At 53.6% G+C, this 15,403-nt stretch carries 13 protein-coding genes; 12 read left to right on the forward strand and 1 reads right to left on the reverse strand.

Translation table 11 applies throughout. The annotated features are described in order from the left end of the window. Positions 1-35 precede the first annotated feature (35 nt). Together AC3G2T_RS26965 and AC3G2T_RS26970 are read left to right on the forward strand one after the other, a co-directional pair. Entirely contained in the window at positions 36-341 is a 306-nt protein-coding gene (locus AC3G2T_RS26965) for a hypothetical protein (RefSeq protein ID WP_474683631.1), read from the forward strand. A 65-nt stretch (positions 342-406) separates the two neighbouring features. Continuing rightward, positions 407-1,339 (forward strand): serine/threonine protein kinase, encoded by a 933-nt coding sequence (locus AC3G2T_RS26970; protein WP_488437524.1) that lies wholly within the window; start codon positions 407-409, stop codon positions 1,337-1,339. On the opposite strand, the gene AC3G2T_RS26975 is transcribed toward AC3G2T_RS26970, so the two are convergent. Next, positions 1,334-3,373: a VWA domain-containing protein gene (locus AC3G2T_RS26975; RefSeq protein WP_488437525.1), complete on the reverse strand. Its 2,040-nt coding sequence runs from the start codon at positions 3,371-3,373 to the stop codon at positions 1,334-1,336. The genes AC3G2T_RS26970 and AC3G2T_RS26975 overlap by 6 nt on opposite strands. Before the next feature lie 373 nt (positions 3,374-3,746). Here AC3G2T_RS26975 and AC3G2T_RS26980 point away from each other — a divergent pair, with 373 nt between their 5' ends. From AC3G2T_RS26980 to AC3G2T_RS27025, 10 genes are all read left to right on the forward strand, one after another. Then, positions 3,747-5,915, forward strand: a complete 2,169-nt coding sequence (locus AC3G2T_RS26980; protein WP_488437526.1) for a transcriptional regulator — start codon at positions 3,747-3,749, stop codon at positions 5,913-5,915. Between the two features lie 125 nt (positions 5,916-6,040). Continuing rightward, positions 6,041-6,466, forward strand: a complete 426-nt coding sequence (locus tag AC3G2T_RS26985; protein ID WP_474683635.1) for a membrane-associated protease 1 — start codon at positions 6,041-6,043, stop codon at positions 6,464-6,466. Between the two features lie 93 nt (positions 6,467-6,559). After that, positions 6,560-6,985 (forward strand): DnaJ domain-containing protein, encoded by a 426-nt coding sequence (locus AC3G2T_RS26990; RefSeq protein WP_474683636.1) that lies wholly within the window; start codon positions 6,560-6,562, stop codon positions 6,983-6,985. A 32-nt stretch (positions 6,986-7,017) separates the two neighbouring features. Further along, the gene (locus tag AC3G2T_RS26995) at positions 7,018-7,599 is read left to right on the forward strand and encodes an FHA domain-containing protein (RefSeq protein ID WP_488437527.1); all 582 of its coding nucleotides are present in this window, start codon (positions 7,018-7,020) and stop codon (positions 7,597-7,599) included. A gap of 42 nt (positions 7,600-7,641) precedes the next feature. Then, on the forward strand, positions 7,642-8,172 hold the full coding sequence (locus tag AC3G2T_RS27000; RefSeq protein WP_474683638.1) for an FHA domain-containing protein: 531 nt from the start codon (positions 7,642-7,644) through the stop codon (positions 8,170-8,172). After that, complete coding sequence (locus AC3G2T_RS27005; protein WP_488437528.1) at positions 8,169-9,020, forward strand: PP2C family protein-serine/threonine phosphatase; 852 nt, start codon at positions 8,169-8,171, stop codon at positions 9,018-9,020. Before AC3G2T_RS27000 ends, AC3G2T_RS27005 begins: the two co-directional genes overlap by 4 nt. A 15-nt stretch (positions 9,021-9,035) precedes the next feature. Further along, positions 9,036-10,730, forward strand: coding sequence for a PP2C family protein-serine/threonine phosphatase (locus AC3G2T_RS27010; RefSeq protein WP_488437529.1), 1,695 nt, complete (start codon positions 9,036-9,038; stop codon positions 10,728-10,730). A 6-nt stretch (positions 10,731-10,736) separates the two neighbouring features. Then, positions 10,737-12,014, forward strand: a complete 1,278-nt coding sequence (locus AC3G2T_RS27015) for a normocyte-binding protein (protein WP_488437545.1) — start codon at positions 10,737-10,739, stop codon at positions 12,012-12,014. Then, positions 12,005-12,700, forward strand: coding sequence for an iron-dependent peroxidase (locus tag AC3G2T_RS27020; protein ID WP_488437530.1), 696 nt, complete (start codon positions 12,005-12,007; stop codon positions 12,698-12,700). Before AC3G2T_RS27015 ends, AC3G2T_RS27020 begins: the two co-directional genes overlap by 10 nt. A gap of 18 nt (positions 12,701-12,718) precedes the next feature. Continuing rightward, complete coding sequence (locus tag AC3G2T_RS27025; protein WP_488437531.1) at positions 12,719-15,379, forward strand: molecular chaperone; 2,661 nt, start codon at positions 12,719-12,721, stop codon at positions 15,377-15,379. Positions 15,380-15,403: the final 24 nt, after the last annotated feature.

Genomic DNA, 15,403 nt, shown 5'->3' on the forward strand with positions numbered 1-15,403 from the left:
TCAGACTATATAAGCAACAAAGGAGATACAACACAATGAACAAAGCGGCAAAAGACGCCTTATGGGCGGATGCGAAGAAACGGTGCGGATTAAGCAGTATAGAAATTCAGATGGCCAAGGAACTGGGCCTGAACCCCAAAAGCTTGATAAAAAACATACCGTCCAAGACACAGATGTGGAAAGCGCCCGTACGCGAATGGGTGAGAGAGCTTTATGAGAAAAAATTTGGCAGAAAGACGCCGATGGTCGCGTCTGCAGTAAACGCTGCAGCAAAACCGAAGCCTCAGCGAAAGGCCGAACCCGGGCAGCCGCTCGTCGCGGATGCGGAGTTGCCGTTCTAGGACTCTTCCGTCGGAGCTATTTTTCTATTGCATTCGTCGAAATCGGAAACGGAGGAGCAAGCTTGATGCAGCCAGTGACCGAATCGGCCGACGGCCAGTGCCTTCGGCCGGATACTCTTTTAAACAATACTTACAAAATCGGCAGCCTCATAGCTTCCAGCGAGCTGACGATTGTTTATTTGGCTCATCATGCCGCAAGCGGGCAGGAGCTTGCGATCAAAGAGTTTTTTCCGAAGCCGCTGGCACTGCGGGATATCGACGGCAAAACAGCCGTATGCCGAAAGCCGTCGCTGCGGGCGAAATGGAGCGCGCTGCTGGAAGCTTTTCAAAGAGAGGGGCACATTCTGCAGCAGCTGCGCCATCCGAACATTGTCGGTTTTGCCGACATGTTCGAAGAGAACGGAACGATGTATCTCGTGACGGAATTCTGCCGGGGGCAAACTCTAGGTCGCCGATTAAAAGACGGTAAAATGTTGTATGCAGCCGACGCCATATACAAAACGCTGCTGCCGCTGGCCGCTGCCGTCGAAGCCGTTCATGCGGCCGGCGTCATTCACCGGGATCTCAAGCCGGGCAATATTATCGTGACGGACGACGGCAGGCCGCTGCTGCTGGATTTCGGTTCAGCCGTGTACGGCGATCGGCGTTCCGGTCATCCGATTGTGACCTCATCCGGATTTTCCGCTCTTGAGCTGTATTCGGAGAAAGCCAGGCAGGGCAAATACTCGGATACGTTCAGTTTTGCGTCGCTTCTCTACTATGTGATGACCGGAAATGTCCCCCTGGACGTATCCCGCCGGTTAGTGGAAGACCGGATCGAGCCGGTCAGGCGGGTGAACCGGGAAGTGAACCCGTTGTCTTCGGCGATCGTGATGTGGGGGCTTGCCGTGCATGCCCGCAAAAGATGCCCTTCCATCAAGCTGCTCAAGGCAGCGCTGTATCTCGAATATTTTCGCTTGAAACGAAAAGAACGCCAAAAAACCAACCCCCGTTTATGACAGGGCGTTGGTTTTTATTTCTTTGTAGCGCAGCTCGATTTCCGTGAGCCGGTCCTCGAAGGTAATGTAGACTTTGTCGTTGTAACGGATCGTTTCTTTTTTATTTTTGGCGATCGGTGTCCTGCCTTTTTCCACTGTGCAGCGGGTGTTGTGCTTGAACAGGAGAGTGCCGTTCTTGCCGGGTTCGATGAAGATACGCTCCGATTCCGGCAGCGGCTCATTCATATCGAGGCTGCTGAACAGCTCGCTGAGCCGGATCGTCCGCTGCTTTTCGAATGAGGACAAGGGCCAGTATTTGACGGGAATATCGTTGCCGCTCGCCGTATGGAGGAAATAGCCCTCAATTCGCCCGGCGAATTTGGGCTTCGGCCGAAGCAGCAGATAGACCAGCAGGCCGGCCAGAAGGGCCGCAAGCGCGATTCCACCGGCGATGTAATAGCGGGTCCACACGGAGTGAACAGTGATGCTCAAGACGGAAGTGACGGCGCCTCCCTCCGGATCTTTGGCGGTAATCGTTACCGTGGATGTCCCGGTTTGCAAAGGAGTGACGGCCAAGGTGCCGTTGTTTTCCAAAGCGAAGGCGGCCGATTTGCCGGTGCTTCCCGAATCGATGATATAGGTCAACTCATCCATATTGGCATCTTTGAAATAGTTCGAAAGATTCAATTTTGCAGCGCCATTTTCCTTGGTTAACGTAACCGTTCCGTCCCCTGTTGCCACCGGAGGCGTATTGGTTAATTCCAGCTCGCTGACCCCGGTTTCCCGGTAAAAGTCCTGTCCGCTGAGCAGAACGCGGGTCTGATATTTCCCGGAGTGGCGGAACGTCGCATCGGCGGCGAAGCCGTTGCCCTGCAGATTCATCGGGATTTTTTCTTCCTGCCCGGTGCTCAAATCTTTGACGACCAGCTCGGATTTGACAGCTTGATAGACATCGGCATCCGCCAGCTTCGAACCGTCGCCGGCCGTTCGCTTCAGAAAAGACGAGAAGGCGGCCGGAATGCCTTTGACGGCTTGCGGAACGTCCACCCCGGCTTGCAGGCTGTAATTATTCAGCAGGCTGATTTTCACAAGATCGCCGGGACTGCCCTTGAACTTCAACAGATAGCTGCCTTTTTGCGGCTGCGGCATTTTCATCAGCGAATATTTGGCGGATTTGTAAAAACGAATGCGGTTCGCGTTGGCGTACAGCTGTGTTTCCGCAATCGGATGCTCGGAAAGCAAAATGATGTTCGTCTCGTTAACGCTTGAGTTCGGAATGCTGACGCTCACTTCCTGCAGCTCCCCGGTTGCCGTCACGGCAGCGACGGGGACAAGCACGGAACGGATCTGTTTGGCAAAAATTTTGTTGAAAATTTCCGGCAGATCGGCGGCGCTTTCCGTGATGTACGAGGCCCCGCCGGTCTTGGCGGCAATCGTCTCAAGCTGGGGCGCATTGACCGAGCCGTCGCGATTCAAGCCGATCGTATAGATGGGGAAGCCTGCGGACTGGGCCTTTTCGATGACCCGTTCCACATCCCTATTGGAATCTTCCACGCTTCTTCCTGTGGATATAGGACCAAAGTCCGTGCCTCCGTCGGACAGCAAAATCATAAACGGCTGGGCGGAGCCATTTTTGCCGCTTGTCAAAAGCTCCTCCCCCCTGCTGAGCCCCAAGCCGAGATCGGTGTAACCGGAAAATTTCAGCGCCTCGATTTTTTTCTTCAGCTGTGTCTTTTGCTCCTCGGTCGAAAGCAAAGTCAGCGCCTGCTCGGCGACAACCTTATGATTGTAAGCCAGAAACCCGATGCGGGTGCGTTCGGTTTCGCTCATATCCATAAACATTTTAATGACTTCGGCGGCGATGCGGTCAGAATCGGTAGCGTTCATCGAATAGCTGGTATCCATGACGAACATCGCCGCCAAATCCGCATCGGGATCGCTTTGGGCGAGGGCGGTCCCGGCTGGCGGGCAGACGGACAGAGCCGAGAAGACGGCGATGGATACAAAGAAGCACGCCTTCCGGCATATCTTGATGATTTTGTTTGCAGCGAGCATTCGTTCACCTCTTTGTAACAAAAAATTTAAAATGAGTAAACCCTTTCCACGCAAGGGTTTTGGGCATTTTGCCAACAAGTGCCGTCAAAAATGTTAAATTATACACAGAATTACTTAGCATGTTAAGGTAATATATGGAACACTAGGGACATATTATTACAGAATATAGCATATGGGTAATAAATAATAATGGGGAAAAAGTCCTGGATTCGACAAATTATACATTAATTTTTCCAATGTTGACAAATTAAAACAACATCGCCTATGATGAATCCAAGACTAGGACTTATTCCCACAACGATTTGGAAAGGAGTAGGCTGTAAGATTCGCAGGCCACTGCTGCCGGGAGAATGGTTATAGCTGACACATCAGAATGGACATTATTAATCAGACCAATCGAACTATGTTGTTTGAGGAAATGAATCCGGAAAAGCTGGATCTCATGACCATAGTCGGGGACGTTCGGGGCATCGACAGCCTGAGCGACGACAAGATCAAGGAGATCAACCAGCATCTGCTTGTCAAAAGCTTTGACGAGTTTTTGGACAAATTTTCACCCAGCGTGTATTCGTTTTTTAATGCGGCCAATCAGAAGGTCATGTATACGCTGAAAAAGCCGGAAGGCATTTCCGATGACAGTGTCTCTGAAATCAAGATCGACCAAACGAACGATTTTCTGAAAATGCTGTTCACCTTGATCGACACGAAAAGAAGTCAGGGAATTACCAATGTGGATTTCAAATTTGAAAACTTGCTTGATATGATTTCGCCGAAGAAAGTGATGGACGATATCCGTCAGGTGCGCAAAGAGATACATTACATGTATGATTTGTACGACAAATTGGATGACGGCGATCCGAAAAAGCTCGATTTCGGCGACAAGCTGAACATCATGTTCGAGGATGCGAGCAAAAATTACAACAACGTGATGGCGATGCTTCCGCTTGCGATCGAGGACATCAAGACAAGGCTGCTCCTTGGAAGCGCGCAGGAGGAGAATCAGTCCGAAGTCATTCAAATCGGCCAGTTGATGATCGGGGAAACCGGGGAACTGAAAATTATCGAAGCGCCCAAAAGCGACAACATGCAGCTGATGGTTATGGACGAAAACAGCGGAAACGGGCTGATCGGCGTGTTTGAGGACGATTACGACTCGGTGTCCGACACCCCTTCTTCTTACGTGAAGGATCTTGTGGTCCGGACCTTCTGCCCGCTCCCTGCGGTGCAAAGCCAGATCGATGTCGAGACGGAAGTTCAGAACTACAACACCTATCTTGAATTTTACAAAAACGCTAAAGACGAATTTGTCAAAACGGTCAAGCCGCTGGTGGAAAAAATATTGGGCGTGAAAATGTTCTTCGACCAGTATTCGACCAAAAACAAAGGCATGCAGCCGTCGCTGCTCATTACCAACACGAAGCTGGACATGATCGTAAAAAGCAGCAACATTCCAAGGCTGGAAACGTACCTGAACACGGTCAACTCGAAAAACGATTTCTCCGATACGATCTGGTTCGGCATCGTTCCTTCCGTACAGCTGGAGTCCTCCGGGGCGTCGAAGGTCAGCAGAGAGCGCTTCAAGGGCAACGAGAAGGTGGTCAAGCAGGACGGCAACACGATGGAATCCTTGTCCATGCTGCTGCAGGTCATCAAAGATTACAAAGTGCAAGTTTTCTTCAGCTTCGAAACCGGCGAGGAAACGACGTTCAACAGCATGGCTACTTCCGGCATCGATAAATATATCGACAAATGCGGCGTGCTGGTCAGAAAAGACTACAGCGAGTTTGCCGTCCCGTGCGTGCCTAACTTCACGATTATACCGAAGGATAAGTCCGGCGTAATCATAGACAGCAAAATGCTGCAAACCGAAGAGGGCGTCAAGCTGTCGAAGGAGAAGGAAGATGTCCTCAAGCTGTGGATCGAAGGAGTCTATGTCGGTGCGGCTTATGTAGGCGCCGGCATTGTGGCGGCCTATCAGTGCCCTGAATACTTGCGCGAAGCGTTCAAGAACGTGAGCAAGGAATTCCCGGGCGTCCGCTTCGATATCGAAGCCGGAGAGAACAGTCTCAGAGCGATAACGACGATGGCGAAGGAAATTTCCGGTTTTACGAACAACATCAAGGATTCGATCAACAGGAAAAACTTCGGCTTCGTATTTTCCTCCGAGAACGCGCAGCTGCAGGGCAAAGACATCAAGCGGATTACCGTCTACAAGGCGAGAAGCCTTGCTTCGGCGGAAGACGGCTTCGACTCCCTGTACAAGACGCTGGTCAGCACGTACATTGAGCGCATTTTGCGGTTCCAGACCGGGGACTTCAAGCATGACAACATCGTCAAGTTTTTCAGCAACAATCCGAACAGCCAGAAGAGCAGGTGGCTGGGCACACGAGGCTTCGTGAATTCGATTATCCATGACGGGGACGACATGAGCTACATCATCGACGACAAGAGCAACTTGTGTCACATCGATCTCGTGTATAACGGCAACGTGAAAAACCTGGAGGTCATGATTACCAAAGGGACGACCCCCGTTAAAGCCTAATGAGCCGGATAGCCGCATTCATACAGGTGTTAAGGGGAAGTTTTCACAAACTGAACCTTCAGCATATATTCCGCAAGCGGACCCCGCTTTCGGAGCACACATTTATTTTTAAGGAGGATTTTTCAATGGGATTCAAACTTAAAGTGGAAGGCGCAGAAACAATCGAGCTGGGATTGGACAATATCCAAACCGTCAAGTATGAAACGGATACACCGGACGATTCCAACGCAAGATCGACGGATGTAGGAGCTTTTCTGAAAATTTCGGGCAAAATCATTACGGCAACGGACGGCGACAGCGCTGACGACACGATGAAGCTGGCTCTGTGGTCGCTCGTACCGGCGGAAAAAGCCGATTGCTACAGAAAAGTGACCCTCGAAGTGATTGCAGCCGATCAGGTAATTCGCAAAATTTATTTCCCTAACGCATTCGTTGTGGATTACAGCGAGCGTTTCGGAGATACCGAAGGCGTCGGCGAATTCACCATTTTCATCAAGCAGAAGAAAGATAAAACGGAATTCACGACGGTTGAAGGCGGGTATGCCGTTTAAGCGGCATAAGCCATATGCGAAAGAAAAGTAGGTTAAGGGGCGGCAGCCCCTTACCTATTTTTTGCAATTATTCTGGTTGCAAGGATGAATAAGATGAGCGATTATTACGAGCTGCTGGGTGTTTCGCGTCAAGCTTCAGCGGACGAAATCAAGAAGGCGTACAAGCGTCTGGCGAAGAAGCACCATCCCGACGCCAATGCCGGCAGCAAGGAATCGGAGAAGCTGTTCAAGCAGGTGAATGAAGCGTACAACACGCTGTCCGACGCTTCGGCGAGAGCGGCGTACGACGCCCGATTGAACGCGAGGAAGGAAGCGCCAGCAGGTGGAAACGCCGCTTCCGGGGAGCGCGCGCAGAGCGGCCGGCAGCAGTTCGACATGAGCGGGCTGGACAAGCAGTTCTCGCGATTTTTCGGCTTTCACCCGAAAGAAGGGGAAGCCGGCCTGAAGCCGAAAGGCGGGAAAAATCCCGTCGATACGAGCGCCATGTTCGATGCCTATTTTGGCATCAAGAAAAAATAATACCGGAGGAAGACGCAACGGGGGTAATGAAAATGAAAGATGCTACCGGGACCCCGCAGCCGAGCACAGGCAAATCCGGCTGGGTCGCCGCAATCGATTGGATGATCGCCCTGACCGCGATTGCGGCTTTGATGTATACATACATATGGAATCCGCTCCTTGCTTTGAAATACGTCGTCGGAGGCGCAGCCGTCGTCTGCGCCATCCTGTACGGGATCAAGGCTTACAGGAAGCCGCCAACGCCGGGCGCGTACCGCAAAGAATCGGCGGGAACCGGCATTGCCAAGCTGACTTTGCTGGGCGACGACGGCGAAAAAATCAAGGAATGGTTCATCCAGGGGGAAACGTCCTTGTTGATCGGCAAAAGCTCGGGCCAGCAGGAGGTTGAAATCGATTTGGCCGATGCGGAATACGCAGCTTTGATCAGCAAGCAGCACGCTGTTCTCAATTACGCCTCCGGGTCCTGGTATTTGGAAGATCTGGATTCGCGCAACGGGGTCGGGATCAAAAAGAAAGGATCGGCCGGCAAACAGGCGCTGACGGACGAGCAGCCGTATAAAGTGGAGTCGGGAGATACGATTTACATCGCCAATACGAGGCTGCTGGTGAAGTAAGCCGGGCTTTTTTAAGAAGACGAATACGGGGGAATGGATACAATGAGTTTGACAAGGTGCGCCAACGGGCACATGTTCAGTACGAGAAAACACGGCAGCGTATGCCCCTATTGCAGCCTGGCGGTGGAACCTGCCCCGAGGGCGGACGGCGCGAGATCGGCGAGAGCGCAGGAAGACGATAAAACGATGCCGTATTTGGGCGAAACGGGCGGTGTGGAGCCCGTCACCGGCTGGCTTGTATGCATCGAAGGGCCGCAGCTCGGCCAGGATTACCGGATTATGGCGGAGAAAAATTTTATCGGGCGCTCGGAAGACATGCATATCCGCATTATCGGAGACAACACGATTTCCCGCCGGAACCATGCGGTAATCGTCTACGATCCGAAGAAAAGAAATTTCTATCTGCTGCCCGGCGACGCCTCGGGATTGGCTTATCATAACAACGAAGCGGTATATTCGCCCGTGGAAATGACGGCGTACGATGTCGTTCAGCTTGGGAAAAGCAAGTTTTTGTTCATCCCGTTATGCGGCGTTCATTTCGAATGGGATAGCGATGCGGGGAGGGAAGGATGAGCGTGCTGGTGCGACCCGATTTGCTGCCTTACCGAATTGTGCTCGCTTTCGCGTTCGTTTTGTTCGTCCTGCTGGTCATCAGGGAATGTCTCACGCGTGCGAAGCAAACGCCGTTTATGTCCATCGGCAATGCGCAGACGATCGGCCGGCGTGCTGAGCAGGACGACTATTTTGCGACGATTTCCAATACCCACGGAACTATCGCCGTGCTTGCCGACGGGATCAGCGGGTTGTCCGGGGGCAGGGCGGCCAGCACCAAGGCGGTGACGACCTTCGTCAAGGAGTTTTTGAAGCTGGAGAGTCTGGAGGATGTTCCCGGCTATTTTACAAGAGCGGCCCGGATCAGCAATACGGAAATTATGCACAGCTTCAAAGGCGCGCAGGGCGGGACGACGCTGGCGGCGGTCCTTATAGCCGACGGCTTGCTGTATTGGGGAGCGGTAGGAGACAGCCTGATCAAAATTTATCGCAACGGCGAATTCATCGATGTCAACCATAAGCATATTTTGGAAACGGTGCTGGAGGAACGATACGTATCCGGCGAAATTACGAAGGAAGAAGCGTTGAACAGTCCGGTCAAGCATCAGCTGGTCAATTATTTGGGCTATGAAGGTTTCAAAAATATAGAGATCGGCGCAGAGCCCATCCGGCTGCACAAGAAAGACCGCGTGCTGCTGTGCAGCGACGGCGTGACGAATACGCTCACGGAAGTCGAACTGGAGTATATTTTGTCTGAGCCGCTGACCGCTTATGACGCTGCCGAGGTCATTATTGAAGCCATTGAACGCAAAGAGCTTAAGCATCAAGACAATGCGACGGTAGTGCTCCTGGAAAAGGGTTGGTCATAGCAGGGGGAGGCAGCGATGAGAAAGGATAACAGCAATTTCAAGACGAGCTTTTTGTCAGAATCAGGAACATTTGTTCGTAATAAGGGATATTTTGCTTTTACGGAGTATGACGAACTTGCTTGTTGGGTCATCGCCCAAGGGCTGGATACGGATACAGAGGCGGAAAGCGCCGAAATGGCGGTGAAATGCGTGCTCGGCAATTTCATGCAGAGGCCCAGGCTCTCCCGGAGAGCGGTACGCGGCTATTTGCGCGAAGCGCACCTGCTGCTGCAAACGGAAAGCCACAGAGTCCGGCGCAAGGCGAGCCTGACCGTAGTCGTCGCGAATTACACGAAGATGATCTGGGCGACCGCCGGAAATACGCGGATCTATCATTTTCGCAACGGAAGATTGCTGGAAAGAAGCAAGGATCAGAGCTTGACGCAAACGATGGCGAATGCGGAGCAAATTTCGCAGGACGTCATGGAACGGCATGAGGAAAGGCACAATTTGCTGTGGTATTTGGGCAAGCGCGGAGAATTCCGGCCGGCCGTATCCCGCAAGTCCGCGCTGTCCGACGGAGATGTGCTGCTGCTGTGCACCTCAGGGGTATGGGAAGGCGTGAACGGAGCGGAGATGCTCGATGCCGTAGAAGAGGCAAAAGAGCCGCAGGATTTGGTCGATACGCTGGAGGATGTTCTGCTGAGCAGGCAGTCCGGAGTCGTTCCGAACTATACCGCAGCCGCCGTGTATGCGGACAAGGTATACCAGGAGCCGCCCAAAAACAGATGGAAACTCGTAAAAACGATTGCAATGGTGCTGATTCCCCTCATTTTGCTGGGGGGAGGGGCCCTTTATTATAAAGCGCGCGCCGTAAAAGCGAAAGCGGAGGCGGCGGCCGCTATTTTCGAGCATGAGAAGAACGGCGACACTGCCGTGCAGGATGGCAATTACCCGAATGCGGTCAAGGAATACAGCGAGGGGCGGAACGCGGCCATCAAGGTGGAGGACACCTTGCATAAGCAGCTGCTGACCCGGAAGCAGAGAACGGCGCAGCTAGTCGTCGACGGGGACGCCTCTTTCAAGGACGGCGACTACGCCAAGGCGCTGGCCAGTTACGAGAAGGCGCTGAAGGATGCGCGCTCGCAGGAAGATTACGACATCAAGGATCTGGAGGCCAAAATAAGCAGGAATCGTTCGTACCTGCAAGTCGCCGACCTGATGAAGCAGGGGGACGAGAAGTTCCAGGCGCAGGACTATGAAGGCGCCAAGGAGCTGTACGCCAAGGCGAAGAAAGAAGCGGCAGCGGCTTCGTTCGCCGGCGGCGAAAAGGAGCTGGCCGGCAAAATCGAAGCCTCGGACGCCAAAATGGCGGGGATTCAGAAAGAGAAGCGGCAATTGGACGCCGACAAGCTGGAAAAGAAGGGCGACCAAAGCTATGCGGCCCAGGATTTCGAGCAGTCCTTGTCTTCTTACGCCATGGCGCAGGAAATTTACCAGGAGATCGGCATGCTGGAAAAGGTGCTGGGCATCGAACGGAAAATGACGAAAGCCCAGGAAAAGCTGAACCCGCCGCCTTCCGCAGCACCTTCCACGGCACCTTCCGCTGCGCCGCCCGCTCAGGCAGCGGCGCCGGAGGGAGCTTCCGAAGGCGCCAAAGCGCAGGCTGCGCCCGCAGCTCAAGCCGGCTTGGCCGGAAGCGGGGGCAAAAACGAGGGAGGAGGCAAGTGACCCATGATGAAGGACATCGTTCTGGACAGGCTGAACAGGATCGAGGATCTCGAACAGCGCAAGCTTTTGAAGAGCGTCATGACGGGCATCTTTCTCAACCTGGTGGAGTATCAGGAGGAATGGAACCGCAAGCTGGAGGAGCGGGTATTCAAGGAGGCAGAGGAGCGCGAGGAAAGCTATGACGTCTACGTGACCTTGATGCCGAGGGAGGAAATGGACCCGATCCACGAGTTTTTATATCCGATGATTGCGGAGGATGCGGAGAAGAAAGTCAGCGATATTCGGAAGCTGCTGGCCGAAAAGCGTGAGCATGGGGAAGCGGCGCTCATGAAGGTATTTCTCCAGTGCGAGTACACGGCGCTCAGAGGGCTGCTGAACGGGCGCAGCACGTTCCGGGGCGAGCTGGTCACTTCGCGCGGCAGCCATCCCATCGAAGCGCACCTCAGGCAAAACCTTGCCTATATCGGCGAGCTGGAAAAGCTGTACAGCGTTTTTCAGAAAAATAACGTTCCCTGGAAAACGGTGAACCACCCGTACGCGCACAAGTTTTTCGATGTGTGGTGGACAGGCGGCGGGGAGGGGATCGGCGAGGACGAGGACATTGTCGAAATCCGGGTTCATTTGGAGGAGTACGAGGCTTGCAAAAAGCTGGATATGGTTCCGATGTGGAACATAGAGCGGCTCTCGTTCAAAAATGTCGGATTCCCGATTCCGGCGGTGGACCGGGTGAACTTCGAGCATGTGCTGTCTCTTCGCAAAACGGGAGCGGAGCACGGTTATTTGGTCGACGGCGACGAGGAGCTAATCCGCTATATCAAGCGCATGCCGGAGGAGCTGACCGTCGTCTCGCCGCAGGAGAAATCGGGCATCTGGAACGTGTTCAAAATTACGCAGCCCGTTCCGTCCCGAATCGGCAGACTTCCTTATGGGCTTGTCTCCAATAAGCGAAAAGACAGCTTTACAGGCGGATTCGCCCGCAAACAGGCGCAGACCGTCCGGGCCAAAGGCGAGATTATCCGCATCGTCCATTCCTTCGAAGCTTGCGAATCGCTGGAACTGGAGCAGGTGGAGATCGTGGACAAGGCGGACGGCAAGGAAGCGACTTACGGCATGAACCCGTTCATCAGCGATCAAGTCAGGACGGAGAACGACAAGAAAGCGATGCGGCTCCGTTTTTGCAGGCGCGGCGAGGAAAGCTTTATCCTGCAGGATTTGATGAGTTTCCTGGTATCGGAAGTACAGATGTATTTTCCCGAATACAAATGCGAAGGGGAATGGGTTTGAACTACGTTTGGGATTTGGTCATCAAGGCGGAAAAATCGGGGATCGCGAAGCGGGAGCTTTATTTTGCCCCGGCCCGCACTTACTCCCCTTACATGGAGCTTAGTCCTGAAGCGCTGAATGCCGGGGTTGTCGACAGACAGGTTGAATTGAACCCGTATTACCGCTTTTTTGAAATATTCAAGGATTTGTTCGACATCAACAATCAGGAGGATCCGGAGCTGCGGCATGCGCTGTTCGATATCCTGATGCATTTTTTGACAGATATGGATTTGCGGCAGGGAATGAACAAGCGCGAGTTCTATATCCGTTTTGTGCGGCGGGATCTGGAGGCAGGCATATTCGGGCAGGATGTGCGGGACAAGATGAAGCTGCTGAGCCCGGAGGAGCAGGAGGTTGTAGCAAGCAATATTCTCAGCCTGTACGAGACGGGCGAGGCCGTGTATCTGCTGAAAGACACGATGCGCAAGCTGTTCAGCCGTTCCACCATTTACGCCAATTGCGAGGACAAGGATGAGCTGCTGTTTTATGTCGGCCAGGCGGAAAGCGATCGGGCACGCGCCAAGCTGGAGCTGATCAAGACGATATTTCTCCCCGTCCGCTTTCATACGCAAACGTACTGGGAAGATCATTTCGGCATCGTCGATGTCGAGGAAACGATGCGGATCGACCGCATCGCGATTTATTGATGGGAGGATGGGGGCTGCATGAAGGCCTATACATACAAGTTGAATTCGCCCAAGGGCATGGGCGGCGAACAGGCGGAACGCCATAAGGCCACCTACACCAGGAGCGAGCTGTCGGATATGACGACGCTGCAATTAAGAAACATTTGCCATAAGGAAAAGCTGGTCGAAGGACTCACCGGATCCTTGGACAGGGAAGCGTTGGTCCGCACGATTTTGAAATACAGAAATGCGGAAACCAGCCTGCTGATCCGCAGCTTCAGGAAGGGCGGGCACGAGCGCGTGGAAGCAGCGCTGGGGCGCTATCTGAACACGCCGCTGCGGGACGCCGGCAGCATGAAAGTGCCCGCCCGGCTGACGCTGTATGCGGGGCAGAAGGCAGACCGGCGCGACAAGTACCGGATCGAAGCGCCGGGCGCGATCGGCGAGTCCAACGTGCTGATCGTGAACGAGCGGCAGGAGCTGTGCGGCCTGCTCCATCTGGTCAAAGACGCTGCGGAGCCGGGCGTCTATTACCTGTCGGCGTCGCCGGACATTCCGTTTCGCAAAAAGCCGAACAAAAATTACAGCTTCCTGTTTTTTCGCAAGCAGGATTCGGAATATATCTACAAGATCTATGATCAGGAGAAGCCGCTTCCTCCCGTCAATCTGCATTACTACCGGGTTCCGATCGCCGATCTGGAAATTAGGGAGCTGGAGGAGACCGACGCTGTGCTGGCCATCGATTTCGGAACCTCCAATACGACGGCTGGCGCTTATTTGGACAGAGGGTATGTCTCCTCCCCTTCCTCGCACAATCAGCTTAACGGCGCAATTCGGCTGGATGCGATCAATTACGTGTCTTTCCCCGATACGACCCGCAAGGAAGAAGAGTGGATCGATCTGCTGCCGACGGTCGTCAGTGCGGCGGATTGCTCCGATCCGGCGAATGTCAAGTACCATTTTGGCTACGATGCGCTGAAATCGATGAAAAAGAGCGGGTACACGAGCCAGGCGACGGTATTTCATGGAATTAAACGGTGGGTGAACAGCTACGGGCAGACCGAAGAAATCGTCGACGGGCACGGCAATGCTGCATTGGTTTCCCGAAGCGACATTTTGCGGGCGTATCTTCTGCATGTAGTGGGGACAGCGGAGCACCAGTTCAAGTGCCGCTTCAAGCATTTGCACATATCGAGCCCGGTTAAGCTGCGAACGCAGTATAACGACATGTTTGCCGAGCTGCTGCCGGAATACGCGATCGAAACCGAGCATGGGCTGGATGAAGGCATGGCGGTGCTTTACAACACGATTGCCGATCAGCTGGAGAAGCGCAGCTTTATGGACGGTGAGGAATACAAGGCGCTGGTGATCGATTGCGGCGGCGGTACGACGGATCTTTCCTCCTGCCGGTTTCGCATTGAGGACGGCAATCTTTCCTACAAAATCGATATCCAGACCGCTTACGAAAACGGCGATACCAATTTTGGCGGCAACAATATTACGTACCGGATTATGCAATTTATGAAAATCGTATTTGCCGATTACTACGGCAACCGCAAGCGCGTGACGGATATCGACAGCCTGATTCAGATTCCGGGGACGGATTTGTACAGGCATGTGGACGAATTCGGCGTCGGGTCTGTGTACGAAGCGTTCGAAGCGAGTTACCGGGAAGCGGGGAAGCTGATTCCCACCCGGTTCAAGGAATATGAAAACCGCACGAGGGACGAGTACCTTCGGGTGAAAAGCAATTTTTACTTTCTCTGGGAAATGGCCGACCGGATGAAAAAAGAATTTTTCCGCAAAACCGGCATCGTCCGCAACCGGTTTGACGCCGACGGCGGAACGAGGCAGGAAAGCGACCTGAAAATCACGGCCGTGGACCGCTGGTGCCTGTCGCTCAGCGAGAACGGCGCGATGAAGGATGTGTACGATTTTCCGAACGTCGTGTTCAACATCAAGGAAATCAATCAGCTGATCAAGGCGGATATTTACGAAATCGTCCGCAAGTTTCTGGAAACCTATTACCAGGAGGGTCAGCTTCAGGACTATTCGATCATCAAGCTGACCGGGCAATCGTGCACCATCGATGTGTTTCGGGAAGCCTTGAAGGAGTTTGTGCCGGGCCGCAGCATCGAATTCCGCCGGAAGACGGAGCATCCGGGACAGGTGCCGGACTTGAAGCTGGCCTGCTTGCGGGGCGCTATCCGGTATTTGAACGCCCGCAGGGCCGGGACGATTGAGGCGAACATGACGAATCGCGCGCCTGTCGTCCCCTTCTCGGTCAGCGCCTTCACCCACAGCCGTGAGGAAAAGCTGCTGATCGGCGCCCAGGAAAGGCTTAGCCGCGTTCAAGGTTCGGTATCCCGGCCGTCCAGCGCGGCCGAGGTTGAATTGTACTTAAAGGGAAGCGACGGCCATGTGCGGCACAAGTACGTGTATGCCAGCGATTCGGGCAGCTTCACGCCTTCGCGGTACGAGGACATTTTTGCCGCATACGGAGCGAAGATTCCGCAGGACGATACCGACTCGATCGTCAATGGGGAAGTGAAGTTTTTCGTGTTCTCGGAGGAGAACGTCTGGGGCTTTCACGTGCTGCCGGTTGCGAGACGGGACGAGCAGCTTTATCTGGGCGCCAAGAAATTTTTTCCGTTTGAGAACGATTTGTCGGAGCTGGACTTTTTTGACGGATGGAAGTAATAAACGCCGGGGGAGAGAGGGGGA

It is taken from the genome of Paenibacillus sp. sgz302191, from assembly GCF_057749925.1.

What these genes read in the sequence shown, in the direction of transcription:
- AC3G2T_RS26965 (WP_474683631.1), top strand. Translation starts at nt 36, where the DNA reads ATGAACAAAGCGGCAAAAGACGCCTTATGGGCGGATGCGAAGAAACGG.
- AC3G2T_RS26970 (WP_488437524.1), top strand. Translation starts at nt 407, where the DNA reads ATGCAGCCAGTGACCGAATCGGCCGACGGCCAGTGCCTTCGGCCGGAT.
- AC3G2T_RS26975 (WP_488437525.1), bottom strand. Translation starts at nt 3,373, where the DNA reads ATGCTCGCTGCAAACAAAATCATCAAGATATGCCGGAAGGCGTGCTTC.
- AC3G2T_RS26980 (WP_488437526.1), top strand. Translation starts at nt 3,747, where the DNA reads ATGGACATTATTAATCAGACCAATCGAACTATGTTGTTTGAGGAAATG.
- AC3G2T_RS26985 (WP_474683635.1), top strand. Translation starts at nt 6,041, where the DNA reads ATGGGATTCAAACTTAAAGTGGAAGGCGCAGAAACAATCGAGCTGGGA.
- AC3G2T_RS26990 (WP_474683636.1), top strand. Translation starts at nt 6,560, where the DNA reads ATGAGCGATTATTACGAGCTGCTGGGTGTTTCGCGTCAAGCTTCAGCG.
- AC3G2T_RS26995 (WP_488437527.1), top strand. Translation starts at nt 7,018, where the DNA reads ATGAAAGATGCTACCGGGACCCCGCAGCCGAGCACAGGCAAATCCGGC.
- AC3G2T_RS27000 (WP_474683638.1), top strand. Translation starts at nt 7,642, where the DNA reads ATGAGTTTGACAAGGTGCGCCAACGGGCACATGTTCAGTACGAGAAAA.
- AC3G2T_RS27005 (WP_488437528.1), top strand. Translation starts at nt 8,169, where the DNA reads ATGAGCGTGCTGGTGCGACCCGATTTGCTGCCTTACCGAATTGTGCTC.
- AC3G2T_RS27010 (WP_488437529.1), top strand. Translation starts at nt 9,036, where the DNA reads ATGAGAAAGGATAACAGCAATTTCAAGACGAGCTTTTTGTCAGAATCA.
- AC3G2T_RS27015 (WP_488437545.1), top strand. Translation starts at nt 10,737, where the DNA reads ATGAAGGACATCGTTCTGGACAGGCTGAACAGGATCGAGGATCTCGAA.
- AC3G2T_RS27020 (WP_488437530.1), top strand. Translation starts at nt 12,005, where the DNA reads ATGGGTTTGAACTACGTTTGGGATTTGGTCATCAAGGCGGAAAAATCG.
- AC3G2T_RS27025 (WP_488437531.1), top strand. Translation starts at nt 12,719, where the DNA reads ATGAAGGCCTATACATACAAGTTGAATTCGCCCAAGGGCATGGGCGGC.